Raw genomic sequence first — 14,609 nt, 5'->3', positions numbered from 1 at the left:
ACGGCCTCTGTCGAGGCCGTTAGTGATTGAGAGCGGTTATGCGTCGCCTGTTTAATTTGCTGGTCAATAACGTCCGCGAGCACTTTATGATCTACCTTGCGCTCTGGCTGCTGCTGGCGATCATCGATCTTGTCTGGTTATGGTTTTTCTGACGGCTCAGGATCGAGGATCCCGAGTTTGGTGTTCAGCCGGCCACGGGATTTGTTAAAGATTTTATTGCCGTTTTCACGCCCGGCGCGCAGCTGACGCTGCTCCTCTTCCGGCAGCTTATGCTCTTCCATGCAGGCTTCGCTACAGCAGCCGGCAAATTTCTCGGCACAGCTCGGGCACTGGATAAACAACAGATGGCAGCCATCATTCAGGCAGTTGGTATGGGTGTCGCACGGCGCGCCGCACTGATGACAGTGCGCGATAACGTCATTGGAGATCCGCTCGCCCATCCGTTCATCAAAGACAAAGTTTTTGCCAATGAAACGCACCGGCAGCCCCTGCTCACGGGCGCGGCGGGCGTACTCAATGATGCCACCCTCGATGTGCCAGACCTTATTGAAGCCGTTATGCTTCATCCAGGCGCTGGCTTTTTCACAGCGAATACCACCGGTGCAATACATGACAATTTTCTTGTCTTTATGGTCCTGCATCATTTCAACGGCTTTCGGCAACTGGTCGCGGAAGGTATCCGCCGGGATCTCCAGCGCGTTTTCGAAATGGCCCACCTCATATTCATAGTGGTTGCGCATATCGATAAACACGGCATCCGGATCGTCAAGCATCGCGTTGACCTCCGCCGCCTTGAGATAGTCTCCAACGTTGGAGGCGTCGAAAGAGGGATCGTCGATGCCGTCGGCAACGATGCGGTCGCGCACTTTCAGACGTAGCACCCAGAACGATTTACCGTCGTCCTCGAGAGCGATATTGAAACGCAGCCCCGCCAGCGCCGGATCGAAGCCATTGAGAAACTCACGCAGGGCTTCAACGTTGCTTTCCGGCACGCTGATTTGCGCGTTGATCCCTTCCCGGGCCAGATAGATGCGGCCAAAGACTTTCAACTGGGTTAAGGCAACCCACAGCGCATCGCGGGTCGCTTGCGGATCGACAATGGTGAAATATTTATAGAATGAGATCGTCGTGCGCGGCTCGGTTTCAGCCAGCATTTGCGCCTTTAACGTCTCATTTGAAATGCGGTTGTGTAACACTGGCATGGTGTACCTGCTCGACATAGAAATGAGGAAATAAACGGCGGGCATGATATAGCAAAGCTTATTAATTTACATCCCTACATTTTACGCTACATTTTTCTCACCGGTCGCCCCCCACTTAACAAAACGATGTGGCTGTCGCCGCCTTTGGCTGGCCGGTAAAAAAATGCGATAATATAAGATGTTGCTCACTGATACGGGTATGAAATGACTCATTTGCCTAAATTTTCTCCGGCGCTGCTGCATCCGCGCTATTGGCTGCTGTGGCTGGGTATCGGCCTGCTGTGGCTGGTTGTCCAACTGCCCTACCCGCTGATCTACCGCCTCGGGAACGCCATCGGCCGGCTGGCCATGCGATTTATGAAGCGCCGGGCGAAGATCGCCTATCGCAACCTTGAGCTCTGCTTCCCCGAGAAAAGCGAGCAGGAACGTCACCGGATGGTGGTGATGAACTTTGAATCGGTGGGTATGGGGCTGATGGAGACCGGTATGGCCTGGTTCTGGCCGGTTCGCCGTATCGCCCGCTGGACCGACACCATCGGCTTTGAGCATATTCGCGATGTGCAGGCGCAGCAGCGCGGCATTCTGCTGATCGGCATTCATTTCCTGACACTGGAAATGGGCGCGCGGATGTTCGGTATGAACGAGCCGGGGATTGGCGTCTATCGTCCCAACGATAACCCGGTCATCGACTGGCTGCAGACCTGGGGCCGACTGCGCTCCAACAAGGACATGATCGACCGCAAGGATCTGAAAGGTATGATCCGCGCGCTGAAAAAAGGCGACGTGGTGTGGTACGCGCCAGATCATGATTACGGCCCGACCGCCAGCGTCTTCGCCCCACTGTTTGCCGTAGACCAGGCGGCGACCACCTCCGGCACCTGGATGCTGGCGAAAATGTCCAAAGCCTGCATCGTGCCCTTTGTTCCACGCCGTAAACCGGACGGTAAAGGTTATGAACTGATTATCCTGCCGCCAGAGTGCTCCCCGCCGCTGGACGACGCGGAAACCACCGCTGCGTGGATGAATAAGATCGTAGAGCAGTGCATTATGATGGCCCCGGAACAATATATGTGGCTCCATCGCCGCTTTAAAACCCGTCCCGAGGGGATGCCCTCCCGCTACTGAACCTCTTTCCCGGCCGCGCGCCTCCCGGCCGGGAATCCTCAGCGCTCAGGCTTTACGCTCTGCTTTAGCTTTAAAAGCTCTCCTCCATTGCGGCATTTATTTCCCAGGCGCATAATTAGCAGGCTCATATTTTCTCTTAATTTGACCTGCCGCGCAGGCCAGTGGAACCCTATGTCGTCTGCTGATACCCCCATTAACTGGAAACGAAACCTGACCGTCACCTGGCTTGGCTGCTTTTTAACCGGCGCCGCCTTCAGCCTGGTCATGCCCTTTCTGCCGCTCTACGTCGAACAACTCGGCGTCACCGGGCATAGCGCCCTCAACATGTGGTCCGGGCTGGTCTTTAGCATCACTTTTCTCTTCTCCGCCATCGCCTCGCCGTTCTGGGGCGGACTTGCTGACCGCAAGGGACGTAAAATCATGCTGCTGCGTTCAGCCCTCGGGATGGCCATCGTCATGATGTTGATGGGGATGGCGCAGGATATCTGGCAGTTTCTGCTACTGCGCGCGCTGCTCGGCCTGCTGGGCGGCTTTATTCCCAATGCCAACGCCCTGATTGCCACCCAGATCCCGCGCCATAAAAGCGGCTGGGCGCTGGGCACGCTGTCAACCGGCGCGGTAAGCGGCGCCCTGCTCGGCCCGCTGGCGGGAGGCTTCCTGGCCGACCACTGGGGCCTGCGTACTGTCTTCTTTATGACCGCGGCGGTGCTGTTTATCTGCTTCCTGTTTACCCTGTTTTTAATCCGTGAAAATTTTGTCCCGATCGCCAAAAAAGAGATGCTCAGCGCGAAGGCGGTGCTCTCCTCGCTGCAGAATCCGAAACTGGTGCTCAGCCTGTTTGTCACCTCGCTGATAATCCAGGTCGCTACCGGCTCCATTGCGCCGATCCTGACGCTTTACGTGCGCGATCTGGCGGGTAACGTCAGCAATATCGCCTTTATCAGCGGGATGATCGCCTCGGTGCCGGGCATTGCCGCCCTGATGAGCGCCCCTCGTCTGGGCAAACTGGGGGATCGTATCGGACCGGAAAAAATCCTCATCGTGGCGCTGATTATCTCGGTGCTGTTGCTGATCCCGATGTCGTTCGTCCAGACCCCGCTGCAGTTAGGTATCCTGCGATTCCTGCTCGGCGCCGCGGACGGCGCGCTGCTGCCGGCGGTGCAAACCCTGCTGGTGTATAACTCCACCAGCCAGATCTCCGGGCGGATCTTCAGCTATAACCAGTCATTTCGTGATATTGGCAACGTCACCGGCCCCCTGATCGGCGCCTCGGTTTCCGCCAACTACGGCTTTCGCGCCGTCTTCCTTGTCACCGCAGGAGTGGTGTTGTTTAACGCGATCTATTCGACCCTCAGCCTGCGCCGGCCAGCCGCGGACGCCTCGCAGCCCGACCGCCATTCACTAAATTAACGTCCAGAGGGGCTCAGCCCCTTGACGCCTTGCCTGGCGCCTTCTATAGATTGAATCGTGTTCAATTCATATTCTTCTCAGGAGATTCGCTATGCCAAAGGATTCGATGTTCTATGCTACGCTCGAAGAAGCTATTGATGCAGCACGTGAAGAATTTCTCGCCAACAACCCTGACAGCGATGAAGAGAGCGCTAACGTTGAGCAGCTCAATATTCAAAAGTATGTGCTGCAGGATGGCGATATCGCCTGGCAGGCCGAATTTTTTGCTGACGAAGAGGAACAAGGCGAATGCTTACCGATGCTCAGCGGCGAAGCCGCGCAGAGCGTCTTCGATGGGGATTATGATGAGATAGAGCTGCGTCAGGAGTGGCTGGAGGAAAATACGCTTCATGAGTGGGATGAAGGTGAATTCCAGCTCGAGCCCTCGCTGGACACCGAAGAGGGACAGACGGCGGCCGACGAGTGGGACGAGCGTTAATCAGTTATAGGGCCCGTGGCTGGCGTCCAGCGGCAGCAGCAGCGTATCGAAGACCAGCGAGAACGGCAGGTCCAGAATGGTGAGATAGCGCCATCCTGAATCGCGAACGTCCCACTGCACGCCCGGGTAATATTGATTGCCATGCCCCTGCCCGGGCACCGTCCGGCTAATAATGCTGCCGCAGCCGCTAAGCAGCAGCGCCATGGCAATGATAGGTAGTATTCGCATCCACAACCTCGTGTTTCAGATAAAAAAATACCGGCATCGCTGCCGGTATTTTCCTTAACGTACGGCTTATTTCGTTTTCAGCGCCAGCGGGTTAAGCGCCAGCTGCTGATAGGCGTTCACCCACGAGGAGTATTTCTCCGGCGCGGCCCATACGCGATAGTGCAGACGCGACATGGTTACCGGGTCGCTCAACAGCACCAGTCGACGATCGCGGTTCAGCTTATCCGGCGTTTCATTCAGCGCCTGCTCGACATGGCGCTCGCGGGCGATCTCCAGGATATGACCCTGACGGTGGCGCGCGGTGGCCATCGCGGTCGCGAGGGCATTAAACGACGGGTTAAACACCGCGTGCATAAAGCCATCGTCCAGCGAACGCTGACGGTTCTGCGTCAGGTACGCATCGGTATCCTTGAGCACCTGCGGCGGCGAATACTCTTCCGGGATCAGGAACAGCTTCCAGCGCTTGGTACGCAGGCCCACGGTCGCCCGGCTGGAGATCGCCGACACGAACGGCGACAGGATCAGCGATACGACAATCGGCGCCAGCCAGAACAGGAAGCGCAGATCCAGCCATGCCATGCCGACCGCCCATACCAGCCCCAGCAGCAGCTGCGAGCCGTGACGCATAAAGGCTTCTCCCCACGGTGTGGAGTCATCATCACGCTGCGGCGAATTCCACACCACTTCCCAGCCGAGGAAAGCGCTGACCACGAAGACGGTGTGGAACAGCATGCGCACCGGCGCCAGCAGGACCGAGAACAGGACCTCCAGCAGCAGGGAAAGCGTCACGCGGATAAATCCACCGTACTCCTTCGGCCCCTTACACCATACCAGGATGATACTCAACAGCTTCGGCAGGAACAGCAGCACCATGGTCGAGGCGAACAGCGCAATAGCCAGCTCCGGACGCCACTGCGGCCACACCGGGAACAGCTGACGCGGCTGCAGGAAGTACTGCGGCTCGGTCAGGGCATGCACCACCTGCAGCGCTGTCGACAGGGCAAGGAACATAAACCACAGCGGCGCCGACAGGTAGGACATCACGCCGGTAAGGAACACCGCCCGGTGCACCGGGTGCATCCCTCTCACGAGGAACAGGCGGAAGTTCATCAGGTTGCCCTGGCACCAGCGGCGGTCGCGTTTCAGCTCGTCCAGCAGGTTCGGCGGCAGCTCTTCATAGGAGCCCGGCAAATCGTAGGCAATCCACACGCCCCAGCCGGCGCGGCGCATCAGCGCGGCTTCAACGAAGTCGTGCGACAGAATCGACCCGGCAAAGTTGCCCTCGCCCGGCAGCGGCGCCAGCGCGCAGTGCTCAATGAACGGCTTCACGCGGATGATGGCGTTGTGTCCCCAGTAGTGGGACTCCCCCAGCTGCCAGAAGTGCAGACCCGCCGTAAACAACGGACCATACACCCGGGTGGCAAACTGCTGGCAACGCGCATACAGCGTGTCCATGCCCGAGGCGCGCGGGGATGACTGGATGATCCCGGCGTTCGGGTTCGCTTCCATCAGGCGCACCAGGCTGCTCAGACACTCTCCGGTCATCACCGAGTCAGCATCCAGCACCACCATGTAGCTATACTGGCTGCCCCAGCGGCGGCAGAAATCATCGATGTTGCCGCTCTTACGCTTCACGCGACGACGACGACGACGGTAGAAGATCTGCCCTTCGCCCTGTACTTCGGCAATCAGCTCCATCCACGCCTTTTGCTCAGCGACACAGATATCGGGGTTATAGCTGTCGCTGAGGATATAGACGTCGAAATGAGCGGCGTTGCCGGTGGCTTTCACCGACTCCCAGGTCGCTCGCAGCCCGGCGAACACGCGGTCAACGTCTTCGTTACAGATCGGCATAATAAGCGCCGTACGGTGCGCCGGGTTCAACGGTTCGTCACCGACCGTCGAGGCGGAAATACTGTACTTATCGCGACCGATCAACAGCTGCAGGAAGCCCATTAACGCGGTCCAGAAGCCGGCGGAAACCCAGCAGAACAGCACCGCGAAGAGGATCAGAATGCCGCTCTGCAAAACGTACGGCAGCAGCTGCATGAACGAAACCCACAGGTTCTGCCCCACCATATCGGCCGGGTTGATCAGCGCCCAGCCCTGATAAGGCAGAATGGTTTTCATGTACCAGGTCGCCACCACGGTCTGCGACAGCGTCAGCAGCAGCAGGATGTAGCGACGAATGGTACCGACGGTACGCCATTTTTGCTCGCTCTCGCGCTCTTCTTGCGTCAGGCGGGAGAGATAGCGCGGCGTGACATCGCGTCCGCGCAGACGGTCCCAGAAGCGGCCAACCGGGTTGGTACGCCACGGGTCAGGGATCATCGAGGAGCGCTTGGCTTTCGGCATCGCATGCAGCTGGGTGCGGCCTTCATCATCCTTCACCAGCTGATCGCCAGACAGCGAATCCGGCCAGCTGTGCGCCAGCCGCGCCTTGACCGACCCCAGCGGGGAGTCGTCTTCGCGGGCGAAGGTCTGATGTTCGTCATCCAGGGCCTGATGAACGGCCTGCAGGCTGGTGTCCGGCAGCGCCGATTTCTCGGCGTCCGACAGCGGCAATGCGTCAATGTACTTCGTTATCTTATTCATTGGCAGGCAGCTGATAGCTCCAGGTTTCGCTCAACGTGTCATCGCCGTTAACCAGTGCGGCGCGCATTTCCGTCGTTTTCTTCGGATCTTTCACCTTCAAACGCAGGATCATTCGCCAGCCTTTGGTCACCGGATTGTAACGCACGGTATTTTCAACGATTTCAGCGTTGTCGCCGGTGCTCGCCTGGGCGGCGACCGGGGTATCCGCCGGCAGTTTTTTCATATCGGCGCCGGTGAAGTCGACAATGAAAGCAATGGTACCGTCCGGCTGGCGGATCAGGTTCGACTGCTTAACATCGCCGGTAGAGCGGCGGGTCTGCATAACGTACGCGTTATCCGGCGCATGCAGCTTGTCTTCATCGCGGCTGAAGGTGATGGTGTACTTGAAGTTCATCTCCTTGCCCGGCTCCGGCAGCTGATCCGGCGTCCAGTAAGTCACGATGTTATCGTTGGTTTCATCGTTGGTCGGGATTTCGACCAGTTCGATTTTCCCTTTGCCCCACTCCCCTTTCGGGGTGATCCAGGCGCTCGGGCGCAGGTCATAACGATCGTCAAGGTCCTCGAAGCGTGAGAACTGACGGCCGCGCTGCAGCAGGCCGAACCCTTGCGGGTTTTCCATCGCATAGCTGCTAACGGCCAGGTGTTTCGGGTTGTTCAGCGGACGCCAGATCCACTCGCCGTTGCCCGCCAGGATCGACAGACCATTGGAGTCGTGCAGCGCCGGACGATAGTTCAGCGCCGGAGAAGGCTGGTTGGAACCAAACAGGAACATACTGGTGAGCGGCGCCACGCCCAGTTTGCCCACTTTGTCACGCAGGTAAACTTTGGACTGGACATCCACCACGGTATCGCGTCCCGGCATGATCACAAAGCGATAAGCGCCGGTTGCCCGCGGCGAATCCAACAGCGCATAGATAGTCAGACGCTTGTCGGTAGCTTTAGGACGCTCGATCCAGAACTCACGAAAACGCGGGAACTCTTCGCCGGAAGGCAGCGCGGTATCGATAGCCAGACCGCGCGCGGACAGACCGTATACCTGACCCTGACCCAGCACGCGGAAGTAGCTGGCACCGAGCATGCTGACGATTTCATCGTTCTTATCTTTGCTGTTGATCGGATACAGTACTTTGAAGCCGGCGAAACCAAGGTCTTTCACCGTGTCTTTATCGTGCTGAACGTTACCAAAGTTAAAATAGTCCGGGCTATATTTAATTTTGCGCACGCTGGTGGCCGTCACTTCATTGATGGTGACCGGCGTGTCGAAGTACATACCCTGATGGTAAAATTCAAGCTTGAATGGGGTTTTCTGGTTATTCCAGTAAGCTTTATCGTGATTAAACTGAATTTGCTGGTAGTCCGCGTATTTCATGTCGCGGAAAGCGGAGGGCAGGTTACTCTTTGGCGCTTCATAGCCTTTCCCGGCTAACGTTTTGGCCTCTTTTGCAACGTCATCAATGCTAAATGCCCATGCAGATGAAGTACACAGGGACAACATTACGGCTGCGCTTAACCAACGCATTTTCATCATCTGTGGTTTATGTTTCATATAAGTAAGCACTTCCCCCTTTGTGTGCTTAAATCGATCCGATCTATTTTAATGGAAACTCAGGCAATCCGACAACATAATCCCTGCTTTGTTCAGCGTAGCGGCGCAGGGAATAAACAGTTCGCAGTCCCGTTTGCACTTTGCGTGCTTATCCTGGAGACAGGTACCCCGAGTTCATGTAGGGTTGCTGATAATGTAAGCGTTATCATCTTGAGTGATAAGACGAATTATCTGAGATTGTCGTGAATCGTATGAATAATACTCCGGTACAGCGTGAATATTTTTTCGACAGCATCCGCGCCTGGCTGATGCTGCTGGGGATCCCTTTTCACATTTCGCTGATTTATTCCAGCCATAGCTGGCATGTCAACAGCGCAGAGCCCTCGTGGTGGCTGACGCTGTTTAATGATTTCATTCATGCCTTCCGCATGCAGGTCTTCTTCGTGATCTCCGGCTATTTCTCCTACATGCTGTTCCTGCGCTACCCGCTGAAAAAGTGGTGGAAAGTGCGCGTCGAACGGGTCGGTATTCCGATGCTGACCGCCATCCCGCTGCTGACGCTGCCGCAGTTTATTATGCTGCAGTACGTCAACGGCAAGGCGGAAAACTGGCACACCCTTTCGGGGTACGACAAATTCAACACCCTGGCGTGGGAGCTCATTTCCCACCTCTGGTTTTTGCTGGTCCTGGTGGTGCTGACCTCGCTGGGGGTGGTGCTGTTTAAATGGCTGACGCGCCGCCCGACTCCGGGCGCTCACGCATTCGGTGACACTGTCACCATGGGCCAGCTGACGATGATTTTCCTCGCGCTGGGGGTGCTTTACGCGCTGATCCGTCGGTCATTATTCGTGATCTACCCGCCCCTGCTGAGCAATGGTCTGTTTAACTTTGTGGTCATGCAGACGCTGTTCTATCTGCCCTTCTTTGTGCTGGGGGCCCAGACCTTTATTAACCCGCGCTTAAAGGCGATGTTCACCACCCCGTCGCCATGGTGTTGCGTGGCGTCACTGCTGGGATTCATCGCTTACCGCCTGAACCAGCAGTATGGATCTGGCGACGGTTGGATGTATGAAACGGAATCGGTGATCACCATGGTGCTGGGGCTGTGGATGGTGAATGTGATCTTCTCGCTCGGCCATCGCCTGCTGAATTTCCAGTCGGCGCGGGTGACCTACTTCGTCAATGCTTCGCTGTTTATTTACCTGGTGCACCATCCGCTGACGCTGCTGTACGGGGCGTGGATCACCCCGGCCATTAAGTCGAATACCTTAGGCTTTATTGGCGGGTTGGTTTTTGTAGTGGGGATTGCCCTGATCCTGTATGAAATTCATCTGCGTATTCCGCTGCTGCGTTTCCTGTTCTCCGGTAAACCCATGAGCAAACCGGCAAAAACCCCGGCCTCGGCCAGCTAACCTTTAGCCTTTGCGGCACGCCAGGCGTGCCGCGCTACGCTTGCTCATCAAACAGCCGGTCGAAGATCATATTATACAGGGCTTCTAAATCCGCTTTATCGACCGGAGTGGAGGCGCTCAGCTCACAACGGTAGGCTGCCCCCTCCGTCAGAACGGCGATGAGCTCTGAAGCAGCATTGCGTCGCGCATCGCCGAGACCGGGATGATAGCGCTGCGACAAACGGCCGCCCTCCTCTTTCAACCTCCGATCGGCCTGCACCAGGATCTCGCGCAAGCGTGGGTTACGCGAGGCTTCGGCGTTAATTTCCATCAACAGATAATTGTCGCTTTTGGTGGCTGCCGAAGTCGGGATCCTGCCGGCCAGCACCGCCGCTTTGCGCGCCAGATTGTGGTTCTCATCGATCATCTCCCCGACCCTGGCGTTGACGATTTCGCTGACAATCGCTTCGATGATCGCTTCCTTGCTGGCAAAAATGCGATACAGCTGACCGACGCTCAGGCCCGCCTCGCGGGCGATATCAGCGACAGAGGCGCCATGCAATCCCTTTGCCGCAAAACATCTTTGCGCAGCGGCAACGATCTCCGCGCGGCGCGCCTGCTGCTTCTGCTGTACTTTTCCTTCCGACACCTGCTCCCTCCTGCAATCCATCATTCCTGTCAATACCGGCGGTTATCATAGCCTATTCTGCGGAATCAGGGGTATGCCGCCAGCAGGCGACGATAGATAGCCGCCGTTTCCTCGTCGAAACAGACGAACAGGACCCGTTCAAGCGGGTTATAGCGGGTGAGAAACGCGGTCACGGTGCGCACGGCGATCGCCGCCGCTTCCTCTTTCGGATAGCCATACACGCCGGTGCTGATCGCCGGAAACGCAATGGAGCGATAATTGTTTGCCGCCGCCAGCTGCAGGCTGTTTTTGTAGGCATCGGCCAGGGTTTGCGCCTCCATGCGGTCGCCGCCGTGCCAGACCGGGCCCACGGTGTGGATCACCGCGCTGGCGGGAAGATCGCCCGCCATCGTGATCACCGCATGACCAGGGGGACATTCGCCCTGCTGCTGCAACACTTGCTTGCAGGCCGCCAGCAGCGCGGGACCGGCCGCCCGGTGGATCGCGCCATCCACCCCGCCGCCGCCCAGCAGCGAGGGGTTTGCCGCATTCACAATCACATCGACATCAAGCGTCGTAATATCGCCGAGAATTACTTCAGGTTGAACAGCCATTTCTCCTCCTGTCGGCATAGCGCGTAGATACGGCTTTCTGCCGATACTAGGGCATACCCGCCCCCGGGAGCAAGATTATCCCGCCGCGCCGGCGACAAGAAGGTAAAAAAAACAGGACCCTGAGGGTCCTGTTGCTATCATCGTCCCGCCGTCAGGCGTTGTCATTGGCGAACGATTTATGCTTATCCGCACGGGCCGCCAGCCACAGGCCACTATTTTTCATGGCATAGCCAAAGACCAGGCCCAGCGCCAGAGAAGGGATAACCAGACGCCAGTCGCCGTCTGCCGCGAAGGTCGCGCAGGCGCCGATAAAGGTGCCGGGGACAAACGACAGCAGCGTCTGTCGCGCCTGGATGCACATCAGAAAGGCCACGACGCCGGTCATCATATAGCTGAGGATCTGCAGCTGCGGGGCCAGCGCGCTACCGTGGATAATCACCAACGCCCAGACCACGCCGCTCATTACCGTACAGGAGGAGATGGCCAGACCTTTCAGACCGCCCTGCGGGCAGGCGAAATAGGCGGTACAGCCGAGAAAACCGGCCCAGCTCAGCAGGCCGAGGGCGACCGCCACCCATCCCCAAATCCCGGAGAGAATGCCCGTCGTTAATGCGATTGCGAAGAGTATGTTCATGGCGCGTATCCTAGCAGATACGCGCCGGAAGAATGCGATCTAAAACACACTATATGAATGAAGCTAATTTCAGTTACATTAAAATAGTGACTTAAATCACATTTTATTGCTCATCTTCTTCCTGAAGCTCGTCCCACATCGCGGCGATGGCGTCGCGGGTCAACGGCGCCATCGTGCGCCAGAACGCTGTGTGCGCATGCGCTTCGACTTTCCCCAGCATTGTCCCGCACCACGGCAGGATATAGTCGGCAAACAGGCGCTCCAGCGTCTCGCTCTGCTCTTCTGTGGCATGATCCTCCAGCCAGGAGGCGGCCAGCAGCAGTGATCCGAGATGATCCGCCGGACCTTCTCCCGTCGGGATGCCATGCTCGCTCAGAAAAGCCCGGACCTCCGCTTCCGAGGAACCCTCCACCCACGCGCTACGGTACGGCGGGACGCTGCAGGCTTCACCGACGAACAGCGCATTATAGTCCGTCGCCAGGGACTGCATTTCACAGCTTTTCTGCAGACGCGCCAGCAGCTCGTCCTGTTCCAGCGGCCAGCTGGCGGCCAGTTTGCCCTCGCGGATCAGGGTAAACAGCGGCACCAGCAGCGGGTCCTGCGGTTGACGGTAATACAGCGAACCCAGCACGCGGCAGAGGATTGAAAACTCGTTCATTCAGTTATTCCAGTTATACAAATTAAAGGTCAGCAAATTCCGGGATCGCCGGCATACCACGCGACTCGAGGAAGTCGAGCAGGCGACGCGGAGAAACGTTGAGGATCCTCTCCTCCGGAAAATCGACAGCATCGAGGATCTTGCGGCATTCGGTAAACTCTCCGAGGGTAAACGCAGTGTGAGAGTCCGAGCCCAGCGCCACCCACCCTCCGGCGTCGCGCACCGCGGCGGCGATGGCCCGGCAGTTATCTTCACTGCCCACGCGCGATGAAACGAAAGAGGAGTTATTGATCTCCAGCGCCACCTGGTAACGGGCCGCCGCTTCGGCAATGGCCGGGATATCCACCGGGAATTTCGGATTACCCGGATGGCTAATCATATGCACTTTACCGCTGGCCATCGCGGCAATCATCGCCTGCGTATGGGTGGCGCTATCCTGCGGCGGAAACACCGGCTCGTGGAATCCGGCGATGATCAGATCGAGCGACGTCAACATCGGCCCGGAACAGTCGATCTCGCCTTCGATATTTTTAATATTCGATTCAATACCGCGCAGGATCCCCACACCGTCCACCAGACGGGGCCAGATGCGCATATTAACGAAATGCCAGTAGTGCGGAGCATCCGCCATGTCCGGGCCGTGATCGGTAATGGCGAAGAGTTTGATCCCTTTACGCTTTGCTTCCGCAATATAATCGTGCAGGGTGCTGTAGGCGTGGGTGCTGGCGACGGTATGCATGTGCAGGTCAACGGGATACATCACATTCTCCTCTTCTGTTTGCCGCAAGAATAGCAGGAATCCGGGCGCTTGATTAGCAAAAACCCCGCCGTGGCGGGGTTTGCTTACCTTAATAACCGCGCTGACGATCGACCTGACCGCTAACCGGTTCCCCTCGCTCCAGGCGGCTAATGGTCCCGGCGATGTAGGCAATGGCCTCCATCGGGCGGGTGACTGCCGCCACGTGGGGAGTCATGGCCACCCGCGGGTGCGCCCAAAGCGGGCTCTCCTGGGGCAACGGTTCGCGACTGAAGACATCGAGCATTGCCCCTTTGAGCTTACCGCTGTTCAGCGCCGCCAGCAGATCTTCTTCAACGACATGCACGCCGCGGGCAAGGTTTAGGACATAGCTCTCATCCGGCAGCTGCGCCAGCAGCGTCTGGTTAATAATGCCGACGGTTTCAGCGGTGTTCGGCAGCAGGTTGATCAGCACGCGGGTCCCCTGCAGGAATGTGCCCAGCTCGGCCTGGCCGGCAAAGCTCTGCACCTGCGGCCAGGCTTTGCGGCTACGGCTCCAGACGCGAAGCGGGAATCCCCAGGGTTGCAGGCTTTCCGCCACCTTCGCCCCCAGCACGCCGGCGCCCATAATCCCGACGGTGAAATCGTCGGCAAGATACTCAGGCAACGGCTGCCAGCGGGACGCCAGCTTCTGCGCCTGATAGTCATCGAACCGGCGGAACCAGTGCAGAACCTGGCTCACCGCATACTCCTGCATCTGTCGTCCCATGCCCGTATCTTCGAGGCGAAACAGCGGGATCGACAGGGGCAACATATCCGGATGATCGCGCAGCTTACTGAGGATCGAATCCACCCCCGCCCCAAGGGCGAACACGGCCTTCAGCGCCCTGCCCTGCAGCATCTCTACCGGTGGATGCCAGACCAGGGCATAGTCCGCCGGCTGGTTATCGCCCGCTTTCCATTCGCGCACTCGCGCGCCGGGTAACTGCTTTTCCAGCTCTCGGATCCAGTATTGGGTATCAAAGGTCGGATGGTAAAAAATAATCTCCATAGGGGCTCCTGATAGCAAACGCCCGGGGCAGGTTAATGCTGGCGTCTTATTTTACTCATTGTTTTCTATTGGTTTGCCAGCATAGCAAATTTCCCCTTGTCGCAAAGTGAAAAGGGAGTGGCGACAAAAAAAACGGATTTCGCACGTTTAAGGAGCAAGTTGTTCGAAGTTTGTCTAAACGCGCTGATTTTGCAAAAAGTTGATTGACGGGCGATACGTATTTCCCTACATTAGCGCCCGTTCCCGACAACAACGGGAAAGACAATATGGTGAGGTGTCCGAGTGGCTGAAGGAGCACGCCTGGAAAGTGTGT

Annotated in this window: 15 protein-coding genes; 5 read left to right on the top strand and 10 right to left on the bottom strand. The window is 57.6% G+C overall.

Features of this window, described 5'->3' with window-relative positions:
- Positions 1-38 precede the first annotated feature (38 nt).
- The gene (locus ABLU95_RS16280) at positions 39-152 is read left to right on the top strand and encodes a DUF2770 family protein (protein WP_004204539.1); all 114 of its coding nucleotides are present in this window, start codon (positions 39-41) and stop codon (positions 150-152) included.
- Here the strand turns inward: ABLU95_RS16280 and ABLU95_RS16275 are convergent.
- Positions 138-1,202, bottom strand: a complete 1,065-nt coding sequence (locus ABLU95_RS16275; protein WP_023289122.1) for a rhodanese-related sulfurtransferase — start codon at positions 1,200-1,202, stop codon at positions 138-140. The genes ABLU95_RS16280 and ABLU95_RS16275 overlap by 15 nt on opposite strands.
- A gap of 204 nt (positions 1,203-1,406) precedes the next feature.
- Here ABLU95_RS16275 and ABLU95_RS16270 point away from each other — a divergent pair, with 204 nt between their 5' ends.
- The 3 genes from ABLU95_RS16270 (at position 1,407) to ABLU95_RS16260 (ending at position 4,215) form a co-directional block, all read left to right on the top strand.
- Positions 1,407-2,327, top strand: a complete 921-nt coding sequence (locus ABLU95_RS16270) for a Kdo(2)-lipid IV(A) acyltransferase (protein WP_044522065.1) — start codon at positions 1,407-1,409, stop codon at positions 2,325-2,327.
- 171 nt (positions 2,328-2,498) lie between these two features.
- The gene (gene mdtG / locus ABLU95_RS16265; RefSeq protein WP_348879962.1) at positions 2,499-3,737 is read left to right on the top strand and encodes a multidrug efflux MFS transporter MdtG; all 1,239 of its coding nucleotides are present in this window, start codon (positions 2,499-2,501) and stop codon (positions 3,735-3,737) included.
- Positions 3,738-3,828: 91 nt separating this feature from the next.
- Positions 3,829-4,215, top strand: a complete 387-nt coding sequence (locus ABLU95_RS16260; RefSeq protein WP_002898981.1) for a MysB family protein — start codon at positions 3,829-3,831, stop codon at positions 4,213-4,215.
- Here the strand turns inward: ABLU95_RS16260 and ABLU95_RS16255 are convergent, their stop codons facing one another.
- From ABLU95_RS16255 to mdoG, 3 genes are all read right to left on the bottom strand, one after another.
- Complete coding sequence (locus tag ABLU95_RS16255; protein ID WP_004204534.1) at positions 4,216-4,443, bottom strand: YceK/YidQ family lipoprotein; 228 nt, start codon at positions 4,441-4,443, stop codon at positions 4,216-4,218.
- A 66-nt stretch (positions 4,444-4,509) separates the two neighbouring features.
- Entirely contained in the window at positions 4,510-7,038 is a 2,529-nt protein-coding gene (gene mdoH, locus ABLU95_RS16250; RefSeq protein ID WP_064158267.1) for a glucans biosynthesis glucosyltransferase MdoH, read from the bottom strand.
- The gene (mdoG, locus tag ABLU95_RS16245; RefSeq protein ID WP_004140751.1) at positions 7,031-8,584 is read right to left on the bottom strand and encodes a glucans biosynthesis protein MdoG; all 1,554 of its coding nucleotides are present in this window, start codon (positions 8,582-8,584) and stop codon (positions 7,031-7,033) included. The genes mdoH and mdoG overlap by 8 nt, the downstream gene beginning before the upstream one ends.
- A gap of 251 nt (positions 8,585-8,835) precedes the next feature.
- On the opposite strand from mdoG, the gene mdoC reads away from it, so the two are divergent.
- A complete protein-coding gene (mdoC, locus tag ABLU95_RS16240; protein WP_065812117.1) occupies positions 8,836-9,996 on the top strand; it encodes a glucans biosynthesis protein MdoC in 1,161 nt (386 codons plus the stop codon).
- Between the two features lie 34 nt (positions 9,997-10,030).
- Here mdoC and ABLU95_RS16235 read toward each other — a convergent pair whose 3' ends face one another.
- The 6 genes from ABLU95_RS16235 to ghrA form a co-directional block, all read right to left on the bottom strand.
- Positions 10,031-10,624: a TetR/AcrR family transcriptional regulator gene (locus ABLU95_RS16235; protein WP_060592419.1), complete on the bottom strand. Its 594-nt coding sequence runs from the start codon at positions 10,622-10,624 to the stop codon at positions 10,031-10,033.
- A 65-nt stretch (positions 10,625-10,689) separates the two neighbouring features.
- Positions 10,690-11,217, bottom strand: coding sequence for an O-acetyl-ADP-ribose deacetylase (ymdB, locus tag ABLU95_RS16230; protein WP_023289115.1), 528 nt, complete (start codon positions 11,215-11,217; stop codon positions 10,690-10,692).
- Between the two features lie 151 nt (positions 11,218-11,368).
- Positions 11,369-11,851 (bottom strand): DUF1097 domain-containing protein, encoded by a 483-nt coding sequence (locus ABLU95_RS16225; RefSeq protein ID WP_044522057.1) that lies wholly within the window; start codon positions 11,849-11,851, stop codon positions 11,369-11,371.
- A 103-nt stretch (positions 11,852-11,954) separates the two neighbouring features.
- On the bottom strand, positions 11,955-12,509 hold the full coding sequence (locus ABLU95_RS16220) for a molecular chaperone (RefSeq protein ID WP_023289113.1): 555 nt from the start codon (positions 12,507-12,509) through the stop codon (positions 11,955-11,957).
- A 22-nt stretch (positions 12,510-12,531) separates the two neighbouring features.
- Positions 12,532-13,269, bottom strand: a complete 738-nt coding sequence (locus ABLU95_RS16215) for a phosphatase (protein WP_004204525.1) — start codon at positions 13,267-13,269, stop codon at positions 12,532-12,534.
- Positions 13,270-13,357: 88 nt separating this feature from the next.
- The gene (ghrA, locus tag ABLU95_RS16210) at positions 13,358-14,296 is read right to left on the bottom strand and encodes a glyoxylate/hydroxypyruvate reductase GhrA (RefSeq protein WP_032452421.1); all 939 of its coding nucleotides are present in this window, start codon (positions 14,294-14,296) and stop codon (positions 13,358-13,360) included.
- Between the last annotated feature and the right edge of the window lie 313 nt (positions 14,297-14,609).

The sequence above is a fragment of the Klebsiella sp. GG_Kp146 genome (genome assembly GCF_040061975.1).
Classification (GTDB): domain Bacteria; phylum Pseudomonadota; class Gammaproteobacteria; order Enterobacterales; family Enterobacteriaceae; genus Klebsiella; species Klebsiella quasipneumoniae.
The sequence above is the reverse complement of the archived record's forward strand: the minus strand, read 5'-3'. Positions and strand labels throughout refer to the sequence as shown.